15 protein-coding genes are annotated in these 19,648 nt (G+C 42.0%); 8 read left to right on the forward strand and 7 right to left on the reverse strand.

The window, feature by feature from the left end:
• The first annotated feature begins 76 nt into the window (after positions 1 to 76).
• From ABWV72_RS00425 to ABWV72_RS00435, 3 genes are all read left to right on the forward strand, one after another.
• Positions 77 to 1,804, forward strand: coding sequence for a DEAD/DEAH box helicase (locus ABWV72_RS00425; RefSeq protein ID WP_216048983.1), 1,728 nt, complete (start codon positions 77 to 79; stop codon positions 1,802 to 1,804).
• A 142-nt stretch (positions 1,805 to 1,946) separates the two neighbouring features.
• On the forward strand, positions 1,947 to 3,344 hold the full coding sequence (gene cysG / locus ABWV72_RS00430) for a siroheme synthase CysG (RefSeq protein WP_216048984.1): 1,398 nt from the start codon (positions 1,947 to 1,949) through the stop codon (positions 3,342 to 3,344).
• Between the two features lie 81 nt (positions 3,345 to 3,425).
• Positions 3,426 to 4,379: a transglutaminase-like domain-containing protein gene (locus tag ABWV72_RS00435; RefSeq protein WP_353368308.1), complete on the forward strand. Its 954-nt coding sequence runs from the start codon at positions 3,426 to 3,428 to the stop codon at positions 4,377 to 4,379.
• Positions 4,380 to 4,566: 187 nt separating this feature from the next.
• Here the strand turns inward: ABWV72_RS00435 and ABWV72_RS00440 are convergent, their stop codons facing one another.
• Positions 4,567 to 5,964: a PhoH family protein gene (locus tag ABWV72_RS00440; RefSeq protein ID WP_353368309.1), complete on the reverse strand. Its 1,398-nt coding sequence runs from the start codon at positions 5,962 to 5,964 to the stop codon at positions 4,567 to 4,569.
• 396 nt (positions 5,965 to 6,360) lie between these two features.
• Between ABWV72_RS00440 and rapA the strand changes: the two genes are divergently transcribed.
• The 5 genes from rapA to ABWV72_RS00465 all read left to right on the forward strand — a co-directional run bounded on the left by rapA (position 6,361) and on the right by ABWV72_RS00465 (position 12,800).
• Complete coding sequence (rapA, locus tag ABWV72_RS00445; RefSeq protein ID WP_353368310.1) at positions 6,361 to 9,201, forward strand: RNA polymerase-associated protein RapA; 2,841 nt, start codon at positions 6,361 to 6,363, stop codon at positions 9,199 to 9,201.
• Between the two features lie 35 nt (positions 9,202 to 9,236).
• Complete coding sequence (locus tag ABWV72_RS00450; RefSeq protein WP_353368311.1) at positions 9,237 to 9,935, forward strand: RluA family pseudouridine synthase; 699 nt, start codon at positions 9,237 to 9,239, stop codon at positions 9,933 to 9,935.
• A 23-nt stretch (positions 9,936 to 9,958) separates the two neighbouring features.
• The gene (locus tag ABWV72_RS00455; protein ID WP_353368312.1) at positions 9,959 to 10,849 is read left to right on the forward strand and encodes a DUF3530 family protein; all 891 of its coding nucleotides are present in this window, start codon (positions 9,959 to 9,961) and stop codon (positions 10,847 to 10,849) included.
• A 172-nt stretch (positions 10,850 to 11,021) separates the two neighbouring features.
• Positions 11,022 to 11,345, forward strand: a complete 324-nt coding sequence (locus ABWV72_RS00460; RefSeq protein WP_216049024.1) for a hypothetical protein — start codon at positions 11,022 to 11,024, stop codon at positions 11,343 to 11,345.
• 99 nt (positions 11,346 to 11,444) lie between these two features.
• A complete protein-coding gene (locus tag ABWV72_RS00465; protein ID WP_216049025.1) occupies positions 11,445 to 12,800 on the forward strand; it encodes an AmpG family muropeptide MFS transporter in 1,356 nt (451 codons plus the stop codon).
• Positions 12,801 to 12,867: 67 nt separating this feature from the next.
• Here ABWV72_RS00465 and ABWV72_RS00470 read toward each other — a convergent pair whose 3' ends face one another.
• The 6 genes from ABWV72_RS00470 to ptsP are packed head-to-tail and all read right to left on the reverse strand — an operon-like array spanning position 12,868 to position 19,646.
• Positions 12,868 to 13,821 (reverse strand): sensor domain-containing diguanylate cyclase, encoded by a 954-nt coding sequence (locus ABWV72_RS00470; RefSeq protein ID WP_216049026.1) that lies wholly within the window; start codon positions 13,819 to 13,821, stop codon positions 12,868 to 12,870.
• A 6-nt stretch (positions 13,822 to 13,827) separates the two neighbouring features.
• Positions 13,828 to 14,871 (reverse strand): response regulator, encoded by a 1,044-nt coding sequence (locus ABWV72_RS00475; protein WP_353368313.1) that lies wholly within the window; start codon positions 14,869 to 14,871, stop codon positions 13,828 to 13,830.
• Positions 14,872 to 14,883: 12 nt separating this feature from the next.
• Positions 14,884 to 15,717: a thymidylate synthase gene (locus ABWV72_RS00480; RefSeq protein WP_353368314.1), complete on the reverse strand. Its 834-nt coding sequence runs from the start codon at positions 15,715 to 15,717 to the stop codon at positions 14,884 to 14,886.
• Positions 15,718 to 16,548 carry a prolipoprotein diacylglyceryl transferase gene (gene lgt / locus ABWV72_RS00485; RefSeq protein ID WP_216049029.1) on the reverse strand — a complete coding sequence of 277 codons (831 nt, stop codon included), beginning with the start codon at positions 16,546 to 16,548 and terminating at the stop codon, positions 15,718 to 15,720.
• Between the two features lie 8 nt (positions 16,549 to 16,556).
• The gene (locus ABWV72_RS00490; RefSeq protein ID WP_216049030.1) at positions 16,557 to 17,357 is read right to left on the reverse strand and encodes a sulfite exporter TauE/SafE family protein; all 801 of its coding nucleotides are present in this window, start codon (positions 17,355 to 17,357) and stop codon (positions 16,557 to 16,559) included.
• Positions 17,358 to 19,646 (reverse strand): phosphoenolpyruvate--protein phosphotransferase, encoded by a 2,289-nt coding sequence (ptsP, locus tag ABWV72_RS00495; protein WP_216049031.1) that lies wholly within the window; start codon positions 19,644 to 19,646, stop codon positions 17,358 to 17,360.
• Positions 19,647 to 19,648 lie beyond the last annotated feature (2 nt).

Below are 19,648 nucleotides of genomic sequence, written 5' to 3' on the forward strand. Positions count from 1 at the left end.
CACTTTTCAAGATTGCCTGTTTAGCTGTAATTAGCTGATGTCAGTTAATTACTTATCCGGTAACCAGGGATCATGAATGACCAGTACGACAGATATAACATTTAAAGAACTTAATCTACCTGAAGCACTCTTGCAAGCGATTGAAAAAGTGGGCTATGAAAAGCCTTCTCCAATTCAAGCTGAGAGTATACCGTTAATATTACAAGGGCATGACCTTCTTGGCCAAGCACAAACAGGTACAGGTAAAACCGGTGCGTTTGCACTTCCTATGTTGGCCAATCTAGACATTGACGCAGATTACACTCAACTATTAGTTTTAGCGCCTACCCGCGAATTAGCTATCCAAGTAGCAGAAGCGTTTCAAGTGTATGCTAGCTTTTCGAAAAAAATCCGCGTTTTACCTATCTATGGTGGCCAATCTTACGACAATCAAATTCGTCAGTTAAAACGTGGCGTTCAGGTAGTGGTAGGTACGCCAGGGCGTGTTATTGACCATATTAAACGCGGCACGCTTAAACTAGACAAATTACGCTTCTTGGTACTAGATGAAGCCGATGAAATGTTGCGTATGGGATTCATTGACGACGTGGAATGGATTTTAAGCCACGCGCCAGCGACTCGCCAAACTGCGCTTTTCTCAGCGACCATGCCAGCGCCAATTAAGAAAATAACTGAACGTTATTTGAATAATCCTAAACATGTAAAAATTGCGTCCAAAGTGAGTACCGCAAGTACCATTAGACAGCGTTTTTGTCAGGTTGCTGGACATCATAAGTTAGAAGCCTTAACCCGTATCATGGAAGTGGAAGAATTTGATGGTGTCATCATTTTCGTACGTACCAAAACCGCTACCGTAGAATTAGCTGATAAATTATCAGCCCGTGGTTACGATGTTGAACCATTAAATGGTGACATCGCGCAAAACGCACGAGAAAGAACGGTTGATCGCCTTAAACAAGGTAAAATTGATATTCTTGTGGCCACCGACGTAGTAGCCCGTGGATTGGACGTTGAGCGTGTCAGCCACGTTATCAACTACGATGTTCCCTATGATACCGAATCTTACGTACACAGAATTGGTCGTACCGGTCGTGCGGGACGCCAAGGCGATGCGATTTTATTTATTTCACATCGTGAAAAGCGCATGTTGTTCTCTATCGAGAAAGCAACCAAACAAAGCATTGAACAGATGCCGATTCCATCGATTTCAGAAATCAATGAAACTCGACTATCTCGTTTTAAAACCAGCGTAATCGAAGCCATTCAAGATGATTCAATTGAGAGCTTAATTCCAATTGTTGAATCAATTCAAAAAGAAACTGAAGCAGCTCCAGAGAAAATCATGGCCGCTTTAGCTAAAATTGCGCAAGGTGATGAGCCATTAATTCTTAAAGAAGGCGACCGCCCTGACTTAAATGCAAAACCTGCTTATAATGATCGGGAAAGAGCACCTCGTAGCGGCGGCAGAGAACGTGGTTCAAGAGATGATCGTGGACCAAAACGTAGCCGCAGCAGCAAACCCGATGAAGGTATGCAACGTTATAGAATTGATGTTGGTCATACACACGGTGCCAAGCCTGGTAATATCGTTGGAGCTATAGCTAACGAAGCAAATATTAGCAGTAAAAATATTGGTGCTATTGAAATATTTGATAACTTCAGTACCGTTGATTTGCCAAAAGGCATGCCGGCTAACACTTTTGGTGTACTTGAAAAGACACGTGTAGCAGGACAGCGTTTAGCCATTCGTGAGTGGAGCGAAGAGCCACCGAAACGTAAATCACGGAAATTCGATAAACGATAAAATATCAAACCCGCTCACAAGGCGGGTTTTTTGATTCAAATTCTAAATAACCAAAAGAACTATCAATTAGCTTTTAATACTTTTGTTCTATATGGATTTTCACGCAGAATCTATTTCTCAACTACTACTATAGGCAACCGATATGCGTTATTTCCCCATTTTTATTGATACTCAAAAGTTAAACTGCTTAGTAGTAGGAGCAGGGGAAGTGGCTGCCCGTAAAATAGAATTGCTACTTAAAAGCGAAGCAAAAATTACAGTAGTAGCACCTTGGATGTGTAACACAGTAGCGCAGTTTGCAGAACAAGGCTTAATCACCGTCATTTCAAGAGAATTTAGCCATGACGATATTACGCAGCGAGACCTGATTTTTGTGGCAACCGATAGCAGCGAAGTGAACCAACAAGTTCATAAGCTGGCTAGTGATGCCAATATTTTAGTTAATGTGGTTGATAACACACCTTTGTGCAAGTTTATCACCCCGTCAATTATCGACCGTTCGCCAATTGTGATCGCCATGAGCAGTGGTGGCGTTGCACCGGTTTTATTACGCTATTTACGCCAAAAGTTAGAATCTTACATCCCGCAGAAAACAGCTCGCCTAGGGCAATTCTCAGAAAAGTTTAGAGAGTTGGTAAAGCAGAAATTATCGACGGTTACTGCCCGTAGGTTTTTTTGGGAAGATATCCTTGATGGTCCTGTAGCAGAGCAGGTGTTTAACGGTAATCAACAAAAAGCAGAGGCGTTATTTGCCGAGTCATTGGAAAACCACCAGCAAAAGAAAGTCCATGGTGAAGTTTACTTAGTAGGTGCGGGTCCTGGTGATCCAGATTTGCTTACCTTCAAAGCCCTGCGGTTAATGCAAAAAGCGGATGTTGTGGTCTACGATAGATTGGTGTCCAAAGAAGTTCTAGAGTTGGTGCGTCGAGATGCTGAAAAGATTTATGTGGGGAAAGCTAAAAGCCAACATACTCTGCCCCAGCAAGACATAAACGTTTTACTTGCCGATTTAGCCGCAGAAGGAAAACGAGTGGTTCGACTCAAAGGCGGAGACCCTTTTATTTTTGGACGTGGTGGAGAAGAGATTGAGACCCTAGTGAGTCGTAATATTGCATTCCAAGTGGTGCCGGGGATCACCGCAGCAACAGGGGCGGCAAGTTATGCAGGAATCCCGTTAACCCATCGCGACCATGCGCAATCAGTAGTATTCGCAACCGGCCATTTAAAAGACAATACTATTGATTTAGATTGGCCTGCTTTAGTACAAAAAAATCAAACTATCGTTTTTTATATGGGGATAACTGGCCTAACTATTATCCGTGACAAGCTCATTGAACATGGTATGCCCAAAGATATGCCAATAGCGATGGTGCAATCTGCCACCACTGATAAACAAAAAGTTGTGACAGGCAGTTTAGCTACCATTCAAGAGCTTGCCGCAGCAGCTGACATTAAACCACCTTCACTTATCATTATTGGCACAGTAGTTACCCTGCGAGACAAACTAAATTGGTTTCTTACTGAACAAACAACAAAATAATTTCAGAATTCGTTGCCCATAAATTTAACCTCAACTCTGAAATTCGCTACTATGCTTAAGACAAAGAGACGGTGAATTCCAATGAAACGATTATTCATAAGTTTGTGTGTATTATTTTCTGCAGCCTCGATATTTGCGGTTGACGCGCAACAGTTACAATTTAACCAATCTTCTGATGGAGAAAACGTCGTTTTCAACTATCAATGGATTGACCAGTCAAACCAAACTAAGACGTTGGAATTTTCACTCGACAAATCCGCAGCCCAAGATCAGTATCAAAATCAAACCGTATTTAAACCAGAAATTGCTCAGCGCTATGTTTACATTGAACTGATGAAACAAGCCCAAAGGGTCGATCCTAAAGAAGCCCGCGTCCTCATTCAGCAACGCGGTAATCGTTTAGAGATTGAAGTGACTAGCCGATATCAAGAAATGCTAGACAAGTGGAAATCACTTATGTCTGAAAAGCAAGATAGTGCATTTGATGATTATTTATTTGCAAACCACTACACTCGCTTCGTCAACCATTTGGGACAAGAAGGCGTCATTCCCGACCATATTCGTTATATCCAGGAAAGCAGAGAAATTTTACTGCCCGCAGCTCAAGCTATATACGAACAATTAGAACAAGGAAGTGACACGCGAACATACGTGAACTTGATGCTAGGCTGGATTCAAACAATTCCCTACAACGAATTGACTAGTCGCATAGATTCCAACGGCGCGGGATTCTTCACACCGATAGAGGTGCTCAATAACAATAAAGGAGATTGCGATAGCAAAGCCACATTAACAGCCTCCTTGATGCGCTCTTTGCTGCCAGATCTCAGCATGGCAATGGTCTACCTGCCCAATCATGCTCTTCTAGCCGTAAACTTGGGTGAGCGTCCAGACGAAAAAGCCATCGATATTCGTGGTGCCCAACATGTTTTAATTGAACCGACAGGGCCTGCAATGGTGAGCATTGGAAAAATTTCAGATGACACCGCCAGACATATTGCAAATGGCACTTTTCGGGTTGTGCCAATCCCTTAGCTGTGAATCAGTTAGAAACCACTCAAGCACACATTCGGCTTATTATTGAAACCCAATAATCTATACCAATACGAGATTTACTTGGCTCTTTAAGTTGCAGGTAAACGTGATAAATAAAAACGAATAAAAAAGAGATGTGAAAAAATCTCTTTTTAATTAATCTAGTGACTATTTGAGTAAACTGGTTTTATAAATTTTCTTCCGCAAATTCAGCCAAACGGCTACGCACTACGCCGTCTAAGTTGATAGTAGCGCTACCTGAGAAATCTTTAAATTTCTCAACTAAATACGTTAATCCAGAAGTCACCGCGCTTAGGTAATTACTATCGATTTGTGCCAAGTTCCCGCCACAAATGAGCTTAGTCCCTTCACCACATCGAGTTATGATGGTTTTGAGCTGAGAAGCGGTTAAATTTTGTGACTCATCTAAAATTACAATGGCATTTTGAATACTACGACCACGCATAAAGTTTACTGATTTGAATTGTATATTGGCTTTTTCCATGATGTAACTCATCGAGCCTTTTACGTTCTCATCATTTTTATGCAAAACTTCCAAAGAGTCGGTAATAGCTGCTAACCAAGGCGCCATCTTTTCCTCTTCGGTTCCGGGCAAAAAGCCGATGGATTCAGCAATTTCTGGTGTGCTACGTGTCACGATAATTTTATCGTACATATTTTTTTCGATAACCATTTCCAACGCTGCAGCAAGTGCGAGTAAGGTTTTACCACTGCCGGCAGGTCCGGTGAGAATAACCAAATCAATATGTGGGTCAAGTAGCGCATGGAATGCCATAGCTTGGCCGATATTTTTCGGTGATATTCCCCACGCATTGCGTCCCATAAGACGATCGTAGCCTAAATCGAGTACCTCAAGTGTATCCTCGGTTATGTTTTCCACTAAGCCGGCAAATTGCTCTTCATCATCAATCAAAAACTCGTTGATATAGGCTTCAGGCAACGCTTTTTTATCAATAGTATGAATCGTATCTCGGCCTTCAGTTCGGCTGTCAACGGTTTTTACGCATTGCCAAAAATCGCCATTGAAGGTGTGGTACCCCTTGGATAAATACTTGATATCACTGATCAATTGGTCTGTTCGATAGTCCTCAACATGGGCTAATCCAGCACCCTTAGCTTTTAAACGCATGTTGATATCTTTGGTTACCAAGACTACTTGTCTAGGCAGTTTAATCTTTTGCAAATGTAGAGCAGCATTAATAATTCGATTGTCGTTATCGTTACTGGTAAAGACCTGCTGCTCAAAAGGTAACCCATGGTCAGCAAAGATAGATAATAGACCTGTAGGCGCTGACTCCCCTGAGCCCAGCCCCGACATGGCAACCCCTTCAATCATTTGTTCAGGTGTCGCCTCGTGCAGCAGATCTTCCATTGCGCGAATAGAGACTCTAGCATCCCGCGCAACATCTTTTTTACTATCTTTAATATAATCCAGTTCTTCTAGAACCGTCATAGGTACGACAACGTCATGTTCTTTGAAAGAGAGAAAAGCGAGGGGTTCATGTAAGAGGATATTGGTGTCGAGCACATAAAGTTTGATATTCATTTCAGCTTTTTCTGGCATCCGCTACTCCGTTTAACTGCCCGCATAGAAAAAATAGGCGCATGGTTTTAACTAAATTCATCATTACCATAAACCACTTTTTCGCCACTTTCATTAACTTTTACAAAAGACTTTTAGATCTCTAAAAAACAGCTTATACATCAATATCTTGTCAAGATACGGCAGATATTCAATCGATAATTTCAACAGCCTAATGCGCACCTTACGAGTTCCTACACTGTGTGTTTTTACTCCCCTTATTGAGTTGTTAAGCTATTTACTTGAGGTAGACAGATAACACACTGCAAAAGTCCGTTATAAACGTTATAATCGCGCTCTTTATGATTTGGCGAAAGCCCTTAATTGGCTCAAAGGCAAGCTAAAATTTAGCCTGTACAGCCCAAGAGATTTTCTACTATGATACAAACAAACAACTTTGCTTTAGGGCAACGTTGGCTTAGCAATACTGAGTCAGAACTTGGCCTAGGCACTATCATTGCCGTAAACAATAGAACCGTTGAAATACTCTTCCCTGCGATAGGCGAAACACGCACATATGCCCCAGCTTCAGCGCCTTTAACCAGAGTAACATTTGAGGTTGGTGATAAAGTAACGAGTCATGCTAATTGGCAATTCATAGTAGAAAAAATCAGCCAACGAGAAAATATGCTTACCTACCACGGCAAGCGTTTAGACACTGGCGAAGATGTTGATCTAAAAGAAACGTTTGTAGACCACCATTTTCAATTGAACCAACCGCAAAAACGTCTATTAGCTGGTCAGGTAGATGAGCCCAAATGGTTCGAAATGCGAGAAAAATGCATCACTCACCAATATCAGCATGATACCTCTGATTTGTTAGGCTTTTTGGGCGCTCGAGTCGACATTATCCCCCATCAATTACACATTGCCTCAGAAGTTGGTCGCCGACATGCCCCACGAGTGTTATTAGCGGACGAAGTAGGTTTAGGGAAAACCATTGAAGCGGCGCTGATTATTCATCAACAATTGTTAACTGGACGGGCGCAAAGAATATTGATCGTAGTGCCAAATAGCCTGGTTCACCAATGGTTAGTGGAAATGTTAAGACGGGTTAACTTAGCTTTTTCCATCTTTGATGAAGAGCGCTGTCAAGCCATGGCCGAAGAAGCAGGTAACCCATTTGAAGCGGAACAGTTAATTCTTTGTAGTCTCGACTTCCTTACCCACAACAGTCGCTATTTCCAACAAGCCTGTGAAGCACCTTGGGACCTAATGGTAGTGGATGAAGCCCACCATTTAACTTGGTCACAAGGGCAACCTTCCCAAGAATATGAAGTAGTAGAACAACTGGCACGAGTGACTAAAGGCGTTCTGTTATTAACCGCCACTCCAGACCAGTTAGGTCATGAAAGTCATTTTGCCCGTTTACGCATATTAGATCCTGCGCGATTCCATAGTTACCAAGAATTTGTGCATGAAGAACAACAATACAGCAAACTTGCTAAAGCCATTGAACCCTTGCTAGCTAGAGACAATCAAGAAATAGCCTTGGACGAAAGCGCGATTCAGGCAATCCAAGAATTTGCAGGTGAAGATCTCGTGTCGAATCTTGAAATTGCTGATGCAGCAAGCAGAGATAAGTTCATTCATCAACTATTAGATAGGCACGGTACGGGCCGAGTGCTTTTCCGAAACAGCCGTTCTGGTGTCACAGGTTTTCCAGCCCGAGAGTTGCTTTCCTACCCGCTGCAGATGCCTGAAGAGTATGAACAATATCTTGAAGTAGAGCTAGATTCAAGTCGCTTGCTCTCGCCAGAACGCATTCCAGAATTAGTCGATAGTTGGACAGATTTCGATCCTAGAATAGATTGGTTTATCGACCATCTACAGCGACTGCGCGGTGAAAAAGTGCTAACAATTTGTGCCAAAGCATCTACTGCCTTAATGTTAGCCGAAGCAATTCGCCGAAAATCAGGGATCAGAGCCGGAGTTTTCCATGAAGGGTTAAGTATTGTAGAGCGAGATCGCACAGCCAATTACTTTGCTCAATCGGAAGAAGGCGCACAGGTACTTATTTGCAGTGAGATTGGCAGTGAAGGTCGAAATTTCCAATTCGCTCATCATTTGGTGTTATTTGATTTACCACAAGTTCCAGATTTATTAGAACAACGCATAGGCAGACTGGATCGTATTGGACAAAAACATGACGTTAAATTGCATGTACCGTTTTTTGTAAACTCGGCCCAGCAGGTTATGCTTGAGTGGTATCATGATGGACTCAATGCCTTCGAATTAACCTGTCCTGCAGGCACCAGCGTTTACGAAGAAGTTGAAGAGATGCTACTCACTTCGTTGCAAAACCCCCATGATGAGTTGGCAAAGCGCAAACTCATCGAAGACACGCAAACCATTTATGCCCAGCTAAAAAGTAAATTAGAGCAAGGCAGAGACAAATTATTAGAGATTAACTCATCCGGTAAAGGGAAAATTCAGCAACTTATTCAGGGTATTGAAGACTCCGATAACTCACCCAAACTTGAACGTTTCATGACCCAGTTATTTGATACCATTGGAGTATTGCAAGAAGAAAAGGATGACGACTGTTATTTGTTAAAACAAACGGAGTCGATGCATACACAACTTCCAGGGTTAGAAGAAGAAGGCATGACTATCACTTATGAACGGCAAACAGCGACGAAGCTAGAACACGTTCATTTTTTCAGTTGGGATCACCCCATGGTGCAACATGCAATGGACACCATCACTACTGATGTGCAAGGTAAAAGTGCAATTGCAATGAATAGGGATAAATCACTTCCACCTGGCTATTATTGGTTAGAGTGTTTGTTCGTGCTCTCGACCAAAGCTGAAAAGCATTTGCAAGTTAATCGTTATATGCCCGCCACTCCGATTAAAGTAACCGTAGATCCAAAAGGTCAGCAAACCGATAAAGTATTTCATATGCTCGATAGTGTGAATCAAAAGATGTCAGCTCAGTTAGTGAATGCACTGCAATCACAAATTGAAAGAGCTATCCAACAAGCCACCGACATTGCAGGGGAAGACGCCGACAAGATTAAACAGCAATGCATAGATAGTATGCAAAGTAACTTGCACGAAGAACTCCAGCGTTTGCAAAGTTTAAGCAAAGTAAATAAATCTATTCGAGAAGAAGAATTAGATTTTATCCGCAATCAATTGGACGCTTTAAATAATGCTTTAAGAAATGCTGAAGTACATTTAGAAGCGGTTAGGTTAGTGGTTAATAATCATTAATGAAGAACTATAACCACACTGGAAAAGCAGCGTAAATGGCAATTTTAAATTATGCCCCCAGCCGATATCCCTATTTCGATATCGTTTATCAAGATGAGAGCATGCTGGTGCTAAATAAGCCCAGTGGACTATTAACTGTGCCTGGAAAAGCTCCTGAACATAAAGATAGTTTGCAGCTCAGAGTCCAGCGATCCTTTCCAACAGCAACTATTGTGCATCGCTTGGACATGGCAACATCGGGACTTATCGTATTGGCATTGGATATGGATAGCCACCGTAAAATATCCAAAGCATTTGAGTTACGGCAAACGGCTAAATCTTATATTGCCAGGGTATTTGGTAAGTTAAGTGAAGAACAAGGTAGCATTGATTTACCACTGATTTGTGACTGGCCTAATCGGCCAAAACAAATGGTTGATCACGAACGCGGCAAAAAAGCGTTGACCCATTGGAAACGATTAGCCTGTGATAATGATGAATCATTAGTTGAACTCACTCCTATTACTGGACGATCTCATCAACTAAGGGTACATATGCTTAGTATCGGTCATCCAATATTAGGCGATCGACTTTACGCCCATGAGCAAGCCCTGCAAGGGGCGAATCGTTTGCAACTGCACGCCAAATCTCTCAAATTAAACCATCCATTAACGGATGAGCCCATGGCATTTGAATGCCCAGTGCCGTTTTCATTCAAGTCTCAAAGCGTTGCTACCGATATAGATAATAATTAGCGTTAAATGAATTGTGAGCAATTGTGGGTAAGTCATCGTTAGGCAAAATACTCGGCCTGATCATATTAATGATCGGCTTTGCTGCGCATGGCATGCAATCACCTGAAGCGGCTCTGAATGACATTCAACACAGTCAATTTGACGATCAATATGATGTCCTTTTGGTAGGTGAAAAACAAATTCCACTTGTTATATCGGAATCAAATACGGCGATAACCCGTGGCGTCGCTGTTTTGATCAGTGAGTCAGGCAGAAACCCATTTAGTGAACATGGATTATCTCAACTGTCTACGTCGCTCAATAATGTTGGCTGGGTGACGATGATAATGCCTGCGCCAATCAGTGGTTTTTGGCCTGCCCTTGATGAGACAACAACTAATAATCAAGCCGCTGACACTAGCAGCCAAACTCCAGATACACCCACTTCTAGCGCCGTGCAAGAGACCTTAACAAAAGCGGCAACAAGTCAAATTGAACAGCCCGCATTTGAACTACATGAACAGCAGATTATTCAACAGATGCAGGCAGTTACAGGTAAAACACGTCAATATAATGGTTTTTTCCTAGTCATTGCGCAAGGAACAAGTGCCGCATGGCTAACCAAAATATATGCTGAAAATAAATTAGATCAACCTGACGGCATGGTGTCAATTAGTCCGCAATGGCCAGACCGTAGTTACAATCAACAACTCCCTAAATGGGTAGCTGAAACGCAAATGCCTTACCTTGATGTTTATTCAGCGTGGGATACCTCTTGGGCAAAAGCGACAGTGAGTCAACGGAAAATACAATCGATAAAATCGTTGAAAATGATGTATCGGCAAAGAGAGTTAATAGGTCAAACTATGGACAACCAACAGTTTGCCCGCTTAGGCAAAGAAATTTATGGTTGGTTGACCCATATGGGTTGGTAAAAAAGCCAAGCTCCACCTTGCCCACAAATTTACCCTTAGCCGTTTTTTTTGCGTAGTTAATTTCTCAATATATCAATTGGATGAAAATTTTATTCCAATCCTAGGGAACATTCGTTAAGTTTGCGGTCTATACTTCATAGTATTCTACCAAACGGAGTCACTCAAAATAGCCGTGAATATTGAAAACTTTATAAATAATAAAGCTGGTCAACTAGCTTTTTTTGTTCGGGGATATTGGTCTTACAAAATCCCCTACATAGAGTTAGACCTATATTTTTGGGACACTCTTGAAGAGTGGGCGCATGTTAAAAAAAGAGTGGATGAACCCTACTCGCAAAAAGAGCGTGTTTTCTGGCACTTGCTACATCAGCTAAATTATTGGCCAGAACAAAAATTGTTACATGATCAATATCTTCGTTCAGAACTTGAAACCTGCTTAAACTATTTAGAAGGTGAAGGGCAATACCCCTTAGATTGCATCGGTATCCGACCGTAACCCTCAACAACCGCCCTTTGTGCTGCAAAATTGAATTAGATATTGAACTGTTAAGTTATACGTGATCCAATAGCTCTTTTCCTAAGCTATTGAAAATTTGTGTCTGAAACATTAAAAAATACACTTCTTTGTTATAAAGATAAGCGTCTTCTTTTTGTCTTTTTATTCGGTATCGCCAGCGGTTTCCCTTGGGTGATGATCGGTTCTGCGCTATCGGCTTGGCTGCAAGAAAGCGGTCTTAGCCGCTCGTCAATAGGTTTAATTGGTTCAATAACAATTGCTTATTCAATCAACTTCCTATGGTCTCCGTTACTGGATAGAGTCCAACCACCGGTACTTGGTCAACGCCGAGGCTGGATTGTGACAACACAATTAATGATTATCATTGCCTGCGTCGGTATGGCTGTGGTTCCGGCAGAGGAAAACCTGTTAGTGATTGGTTTAGTGGGATTTTCAATTGCGATATTTTCTGCAACCCAAGACATTGCCATTGATGCTTATCGAATCGATATTATTAAACCCTATGAAAAAGACAAGCTCGCCGCCGCATCCTCTATGGCGACCGCGGGTTGGTGGACAGGCTATGGGGGCTTAGGCTCAATTCCCTTTTTCATTGCCGATATGGCAGGTTGGCAATGGTCGGATATCTATTTTGTTTTAGCGGCAATCATGGCTGGACTAATGCTGTTGGTTTTCTTTAGTGATGAGCCTGTCACTAGCCGCTTAGAACAGCAAGTCGCTGCGAGTGCACGATATGCCAAAGCCATGGTCGGCGATCTGCAGTTAAATCGCTCTCAACGGGTGACAAATTGGTTAATGGTGACTTTAATTGAACCTTTTCGAGATTTTTTCAGCCGCAATACCGTAAAACTAGCGCTGTCTATTTTAGCCTTTATCTTTTTATTCAAAATCGGCGAAGCTTTTTTAGGTCGCATGAGTATTGTTTTTTATAAAGAACTGGGCTTTACCAATAGCGACATTGGCAGTTATTCCAAAATACTTAATTGGTGGGTAACAATTGTATTTGCTGTTTTAGGCGGAATGGTCAATGTTCGATATGGTATCTATAGAGGGTTAATGACAGGTGGAATAGCCATGGCAGCAAGTAATCTGATGTTTGCACTTATGTCAGTTGTCGGGCCCGATAAAGCCTTATTTGCAGCCACTATTTTTGTAGACGGCTTTACTGCAGCTTGGAGTTCAGTGGCACTGGTTGCATTTATTTCCCTTCTTTGTAACCAAGCGTTTTCTGCTTCTCAATATGCGCTTATGGCGTCTTTGGGCACCTTAAGTCGAACCCTAATGGCATCTGCCAGTGGCTTCTTAGTTGATTGGATGGATGGAAATTGGGCTTTCTTTTTCATACTAACAGCAGTAATGGTTCTGCCAAGCTTGGTCATATTATGGATGATAAAGGATCATATATATGCGTTGGAAAAACGTGACCTGCGCTGATGTCAATTCGCCACATTGGCAGAACCAACATCTTAAATCTTATCAAACTAGGAACGCTGTCAGTTGGTTAATATTTACTAACCCGATTCCGTCCCTCTTTTTTAGATGTGTATAAAGCTTGGTCGGCTTTTTCTAACCAAGCCATATGATCTTGATAAGTAACTCGGAATTCAGCGATGCCAATACTCACACTAAAGGGAATTTCATTGCCCTCGTAAACCGGCAATAAGTTTTCGCAACTAGTGCGGATCCGCTCGGCAACAATCATAGAATTTTCGGCATTGGTTTCTGGTAGTAGCACCGCAAACTCCTCTCCTCCATAACGCCCAGCAAGATCAGTTTCTCGGATGGATTGTTGCACAACCTTAGCCAAGGTTTTTATAATATAATCACCTGCCGGGTGACCATAGGTATCGTTGACTTTTTTAAAGTGATCGATGTCTAACATCAGTACTGATGCCGGGGAGCCATTACGTACAATCCGCTTGTGCTCCAGTGAAAACTGTTCTTCCCAATAGCGCCGATTAAATACGCCTGTCAATCCGTCAACACGGCTAATCTGTTCTAATTGCTGATTAAGAGATTCGATGCCTTTTTTGTTTAATGCTTCATCAGTTACATCGTAAACAACGATACAAATCTGCTCTACCCTTCCTTCTAACGAGGTCAGTGGAAATATGGTGACATTTTGATACATGAAGTCTGAAGCAGAGGTAATTGGGCGACTGGTTTCAAATTTAAACAAGAATGGTCGTTGTTCCCAAATAATAAATGCTGAACTCTTGAGCCTCAGTACCGGCTCTGTTTTGACTAAGAACCATTCTTTATCTATTTCAGGAAAAAATTCAAAAAGGTTTTTGTACTTGATTTGACTAGGTAAAATACCGCTGTTATTTTCCATGAACTGATTCCACACCAGCACATTAAAGTCACGGTCAAGTACGGTGATTCCCACTTCAATTGAGCCAAGCAAATCAAACTGCCAATGAAGTGCATTTATGTCAGAGAAGTCATCACTCATTAGTTATTAGTTACCTTCTACCAGTTTTTCAAACATTAGGTCGATTGATTTATCTGGAAACAGTAAGAGTAAATCAAAGTGAATAGATTTAGCTTTAATGGCATATGCAATTTCTATAGCAAGCACCCTATTCCATCTAGACACATTATTTTGTAACAGCTCATCCAAACCACAATGTTGTCCTAACACTATGGGATGATTATGGGTAAAAGTCACATTCAACTGGTCTGATAAAGCCCTCAAACATGCACTTACCACAATATTGGCGACATCCATCAATGCTTCTAATTCCATGGATTCATCAAGCTTAGCTTTCTTGTAATTTAGCAAATCCACCATATTTGCAAAATTACCATCATTAAAAATCAGTATAGCTTCGCCATTGATGCCGGCACTAATGAACCCCTGAGAAATGGCCGACACACTGTCATTATTGTTAATTTCAGCCATTGCCATGTGCAATTCTGTGGTTTCAATCAAATTGACATTGGGTATGGGTAAATCGATAAATATATTCAGCAACTGTGCTAACTTTTCACCGGCTTGTCCCATAGCAACATTGGCCATTTCACGATAAACGTCCAGTTTTTCCGCTACAGAAAATTGCTGTGTTTTCAATAGGCGTGTTGGAGCACTTGGGGTGGTGCCTTGGTTACTGGTAGTATCTGGGCGTAAATCACTTCCTGAATAAATACCGTATTGGGTTAAAATCGCAGCCAGCTTTTGACTATCTACCGGCTTTCTAATGAAATCCAACGCTCCCATTTGTTGCATTCGAGAGCGCGCTTGTTGTTGAACATCACCTGACACCACAATCACTAAAGAGGGTAAGTCCTGCTCTTTAATCACCTGCATGGTCTGATAACCGTCCATAACCGGCATATTTAGATCTAAGAAGACCAAATCAGCTTTACCCGCTTTGATCATCTTAATCGCTTGCTCGCCGTTTTCGGCAAAACTGATACTGACATCCCAACCGCGCGGTAAAGCGCGCGCCATTTGCTTGCGAGCGAAACCAGAGTCGTCACAAATGAGTATTTTAGTAGACACGCAAAAAACTCATTAGATGGCGACCGGTGCTTTGATATGTGGATAACATTGATAGTCGACTAACTCAAAATCATCAATCGTAAAATCGAACAAACTTTTGATGTTTGGATTCAGCTTCATTTTCGGCAATGGCAAAGGCTCTCTACTTAACTGTAATTCAGCTTGTTGCAGATGATTAGTATAAAGGTGAGCATCGCCAAAAGTATGGATGAAATCACCTAATTCTAAATCGCACACCTGTGCAACCATCATGGTTAATAAAGCATAACTAGCAATATTAAAAGGAACGCCCAGAAAAATATCACCGCTGCGTTGATAAAGCTGACAGGACAACTTGTTATCAATGACGTAAAACTGGAACATAGTATGGCATGGCGGAAGCGCCTGTTTACCTTGTTTGGCGTTCTCTTTAGGAGATAATTTGCTATCTGGCAATACCGTTGGGTTCCAAGCACTTAACAATAATCGCCGAGAATCAGGATTACTTTTTATTTGTTCAAGCAAGTCGCTAAGTTGATCAACTACTTTGCCATCTGTGCCTTGCCAACTGCGCCATTGTTTCCCATATACTGGGCCAAGCTCACCTTCATCCGTGGCCCATTCATCCCAGATGCTAACACCGTTATCCTTGAGATAGGCGATATTGGTTTCACCTTTTATAAACCACAATAATTCGTGGATTATCGAGCGCATATGACATTTTTTTGTGGTGATTAATGGAAAACCTTCGGCCAGATTAAAGCGCATTTGATGGCCGAAGATACTTAATGTGCCAGTACCGGTACGATCTTCTTTTTTGCTGCCATTTTCTAAAACATGGCGCATTAATGATAAATATTGCTGCATTTAAACTTTCTTACCTTTCTTTTGATTAGTGCTTTGAGGTTGGTATATTTTGTTTTGTTTGTAAGCCCAAACAATCATTAATACGCCGGCAATTATCATCGGCAATGACAACATTTGACCACGGCTGAGGAAACCTAAATATAAGTCTAAATGGCCATCCCATTGACGGAAAAACTCCACAAAGAATCTGAAACAACCGTAACCTAATAAGAATATGCCACTAACAGCACCGATTGGGCGCGGCTTTTTAGAATATAACCACAAAATAATAAACAACAAAACCCCTTCAAGCGCAAATTCATAAAGTTGCGAAGGGTGACGAGGTTCACTGCCGGCATTCGGAAAAATGATAGCCCAAGGCACGTCTGTCGTGCGTCCCCAAAGTTCAGAATTAATGAAATTGCCTATGCGCCCAGCGCCCAGGCCGATGGGGACTAGCGGAGCGATAAAATCCCCCACCACTAAAAATGGCACTTTTAAGCGTCGAGCACTGAGCCATAATGCCGTTAAAACGCCAAGTAGTCCGCCATGAAACGACATCCCACCTTCATTAATTTTAAACAGATACAGAGGGTTATCAATAAACAAAGCAAACTGATAAAACATCACGTAGCCAACGCGACCACCAATAATAACCCCTAAAAATCCCCAAAATAACATATCGCTAAGCTGTTCTTTGCTCCAGCCTGTGCGAGCAAGGCGACGATTAGCTAACCACCAAGCTGCAACAAAACCGACCAAATACATCATTCCATACCACTTGGGACTCAGGAAACCCAAATTAAAAATAGCAGGATCTATTTCAGGGAGGGTGTAATAACTTTGCGACATAATTTCAATTATCCTAAAAACATTTGCAGGCTAACTATGACCAAGAATGCCGCAAATATTTGTTTTAAACGTTGTGTATTTAAACGGTGGCTAATTTTAGCCCCCAATTGAGCGGTAAATATTGATGTCATTACAATGCCCAATACCGCAGGTAAATAAATATAACCAAATGAAGCTGATGGTAGATCTTGCACTTCCCAACCAGCCAAGACAAAACTAAAAGAACCAAATATCGCAATGACCATTCCACAAAAAGCTGCACAACCAATGGCTTGTTTAATATCAATTCGAAACCAAACCAAAGCAGGAACCATGATTGCTCCGCCGCCAATGCCCATAAACGCGGAAATAATCCCAGTCACACAACCAATAGTGATTAACATCGGCTTTGAAATTGCGCTTTTGACACTTTTCGGCTTTAAAAAAATCATTTGCAAGGCAATAAATAGGACCATAAAAGCAAAGATTAGTTTTAGACTTTCGGCTGGTATTCGCACCGCTATCTGAGGACCAGCCAAAGCGCCGAGAATGATACCAAGTGCACACCAGATGACAATGTTTGAGTTGATATGACGCAACCTAAAATGGGATAGAGTGGAGGATAAACCCGTTAGAATGATGGTCGATAAAGAAGTCGCTATGGCCATCGGCAATGCATGTAACAAGGGCAAGCCCAACTGTCGTTCAAATACATACATCAATACAGGTACAATAATCAGCCCGCCGCCGATTCCTAGTAAACCGGCTAGAAAACCAACAACCGCACCAAGCGCTAAATAAACGGCAAAAAGTGTAGGTATCTCAAACAATTAAATACCTGCTCGAACTAAACCGCCTAACCCGATTGACTCAAGATATTGATTAATCTGTTCACGTACTTCCAAAGGGTCGTCACAAGCAAGAACACTTTGTAATAATATTTTAGATTGTTTTACGGTGACGCTTCTAACAACCCATTTAATCTTCAACAAGTTGTGACTATTCATACTGAATTTATTGTAGCCCATGGCTAACAATAAAATAATACCACCTGGTTCGCCGGCTAATTCGCCGCAAACAGTAATAGGCACATTATGCTCATTGGCCTGCTCTACTATGCTCAACAGCGCTGCCAGTACTGCTGGATGATAACTGTCGTATAATCCTGAAACACGGGCGTTATTGCGATCTACAGCAAGTAGATACTGAGTCAAATCATTGCTACCAACTGAGAAAAAATCGACTTTTTTAGCCAATTGTGGAATTTGATAAATAACTGCAGGGACTTCCAGCATCACCCCAATTTTAGGCATCTCTAATACAGTACCAGTGTCTAAAATTTCTTCTGATACTTCATGGTAAGCTTGCTTGATTAAGCGTTTAGATTCGTTAACTTCTGAAACGGACGTGACCATTGGTAACATAATTTGCAGGTTACCCAAGCCAATATTTGCGCGCAGCATAGCGCGTATCTGAACCAGAAAAATTTCCGGATGATCAAGGGTCAGTCTCACTCCACGCCAGCCCAAAAATGGATTTTCTTCACTGATCGGGAAATAGGGCAGAGGCTTATCTCCCCCAACATCCAAGGTACGCATAGTAATGGGTTTATCTGGAGCAGATTCGAGCATTTCCCGGTATAAGGTCATCTGCTCTTGTTCAGACGGAAAACGCTCTCGCAACATAAAAGGCACTTCGGTGCGATACAGGCCAACTCCTTCACCATAAGTGAAATTGGTGTTCTCCATCTCCGCCGAAAGACCAGCGTTGATAAACAGAGATACAGGGTAGTTATCCTCAGTAACACAGGGAAGATGAGCTTTCTCCAGAATACGGTCAGAGAGTTCTTGCTCTTCGTTAACCAATATATTGAATTCTTGTCGAACACTTTCTGAGGGCGAAACGATGACTTCACCAGAGTAACCGTCGACCAACAATTTTTTACCATCGAGTAAAGAAAGTGGCGCATCAGATAACCCCATCACCGCAGGTAAACCCATTGCTCGAGCCAAAATAGCGGCGTGAGAGTTGCTAGAACCTCGCACAGATATAATGCCGCATAACTTCATTGTAGAAAATTCAGCAAGCATAGGCGCGGTAACTTCATCAGCAACCAAAATCGCATTTTGATTGACATCCAGTGGTCGCTGATCTGGGCTGTCACCTCCCAATATATTAGCCAATATACGGTTGGAAAGATCTTCAATATCAACAGCTCGCTCTTGCATGTAAGGATCGCTCATGTTGCGAAACTGTTGAATGTAATTTTCAATGATATATTTTAGTGAACTGGCAGCATCCCAGCCGTCTTTAATTCGTGCTTCTACCTCATGACCAAGACTATTGGCGTCTAAAAGGTGACTGTAAATTTGGAAAATAGCCTGAACATCACTGGGGACTTGTCCCTCAATCCGTGAAGATAGCTCCTCGACTTGGCTACGTGTAACATTCACCGCCTCACGATAGCGAGCGATTTCTAGCTCTTTGTTGTCTGATCGTTTGGCAACATGACTGGACAGACTGACTTTAAAGTGAGGTACAAAACCAATCCCCATTCCCAAGCCGGCAGAGCCAGGCACACCGGATATTTTTCGTTGCCATTTATCTCGATTATTGTCGTCCATAAAAGACAGAAAACCACGGGTTTCTGCATGCACGATTTCTAACGCAATTTGCGTAGAAAGGGTAACTAAAAAGGCTTCTTCATCTTCACTGAAACGGCGTTTCTTTTTCTGTTGTAACGTAAGAACACCCAAGACTTTTCGTTGATGTATTATGGGAGTTCCAAGAAACGCGTGATATTTTTCTTCTTTGACTTCGGGATAGTGTTTGAAGCGCGGGTGCGACTGAGCATCAAGAATATTTAACGGCTCTTCACGTTGACCGATTAAACCAATCAAGCCCTCGGAAAAGCCAATTGCCACTTTACCGACAGCCGCAGAATCGAGACCATCAGTTGCCATCAGCATAAAATGTTGTTTTTCGTAGTTAGCAAGGTAAACCGAGCAAGAGTCCACGCCAATAGCTTCTTTAATGCTGCTAGTCAGGTGCTTCAGCGCCTCCTCCAGTACGGGGATTTTACTGACTTCCTGAACTATCCGTTTTAAGCTAGTTATCATGG

Origin of the sequence: Aliiglaciecola sp. NS0011-25, assembly GCF_040370605.1 — a bacterium.
GTDB lineage: Bacteria > Pseudomonadota > Gammaproteobacteria > Enterobacterales > Alteromonadaceae > Aliiglaciecola > Aliiglaciecola lipolytica_A.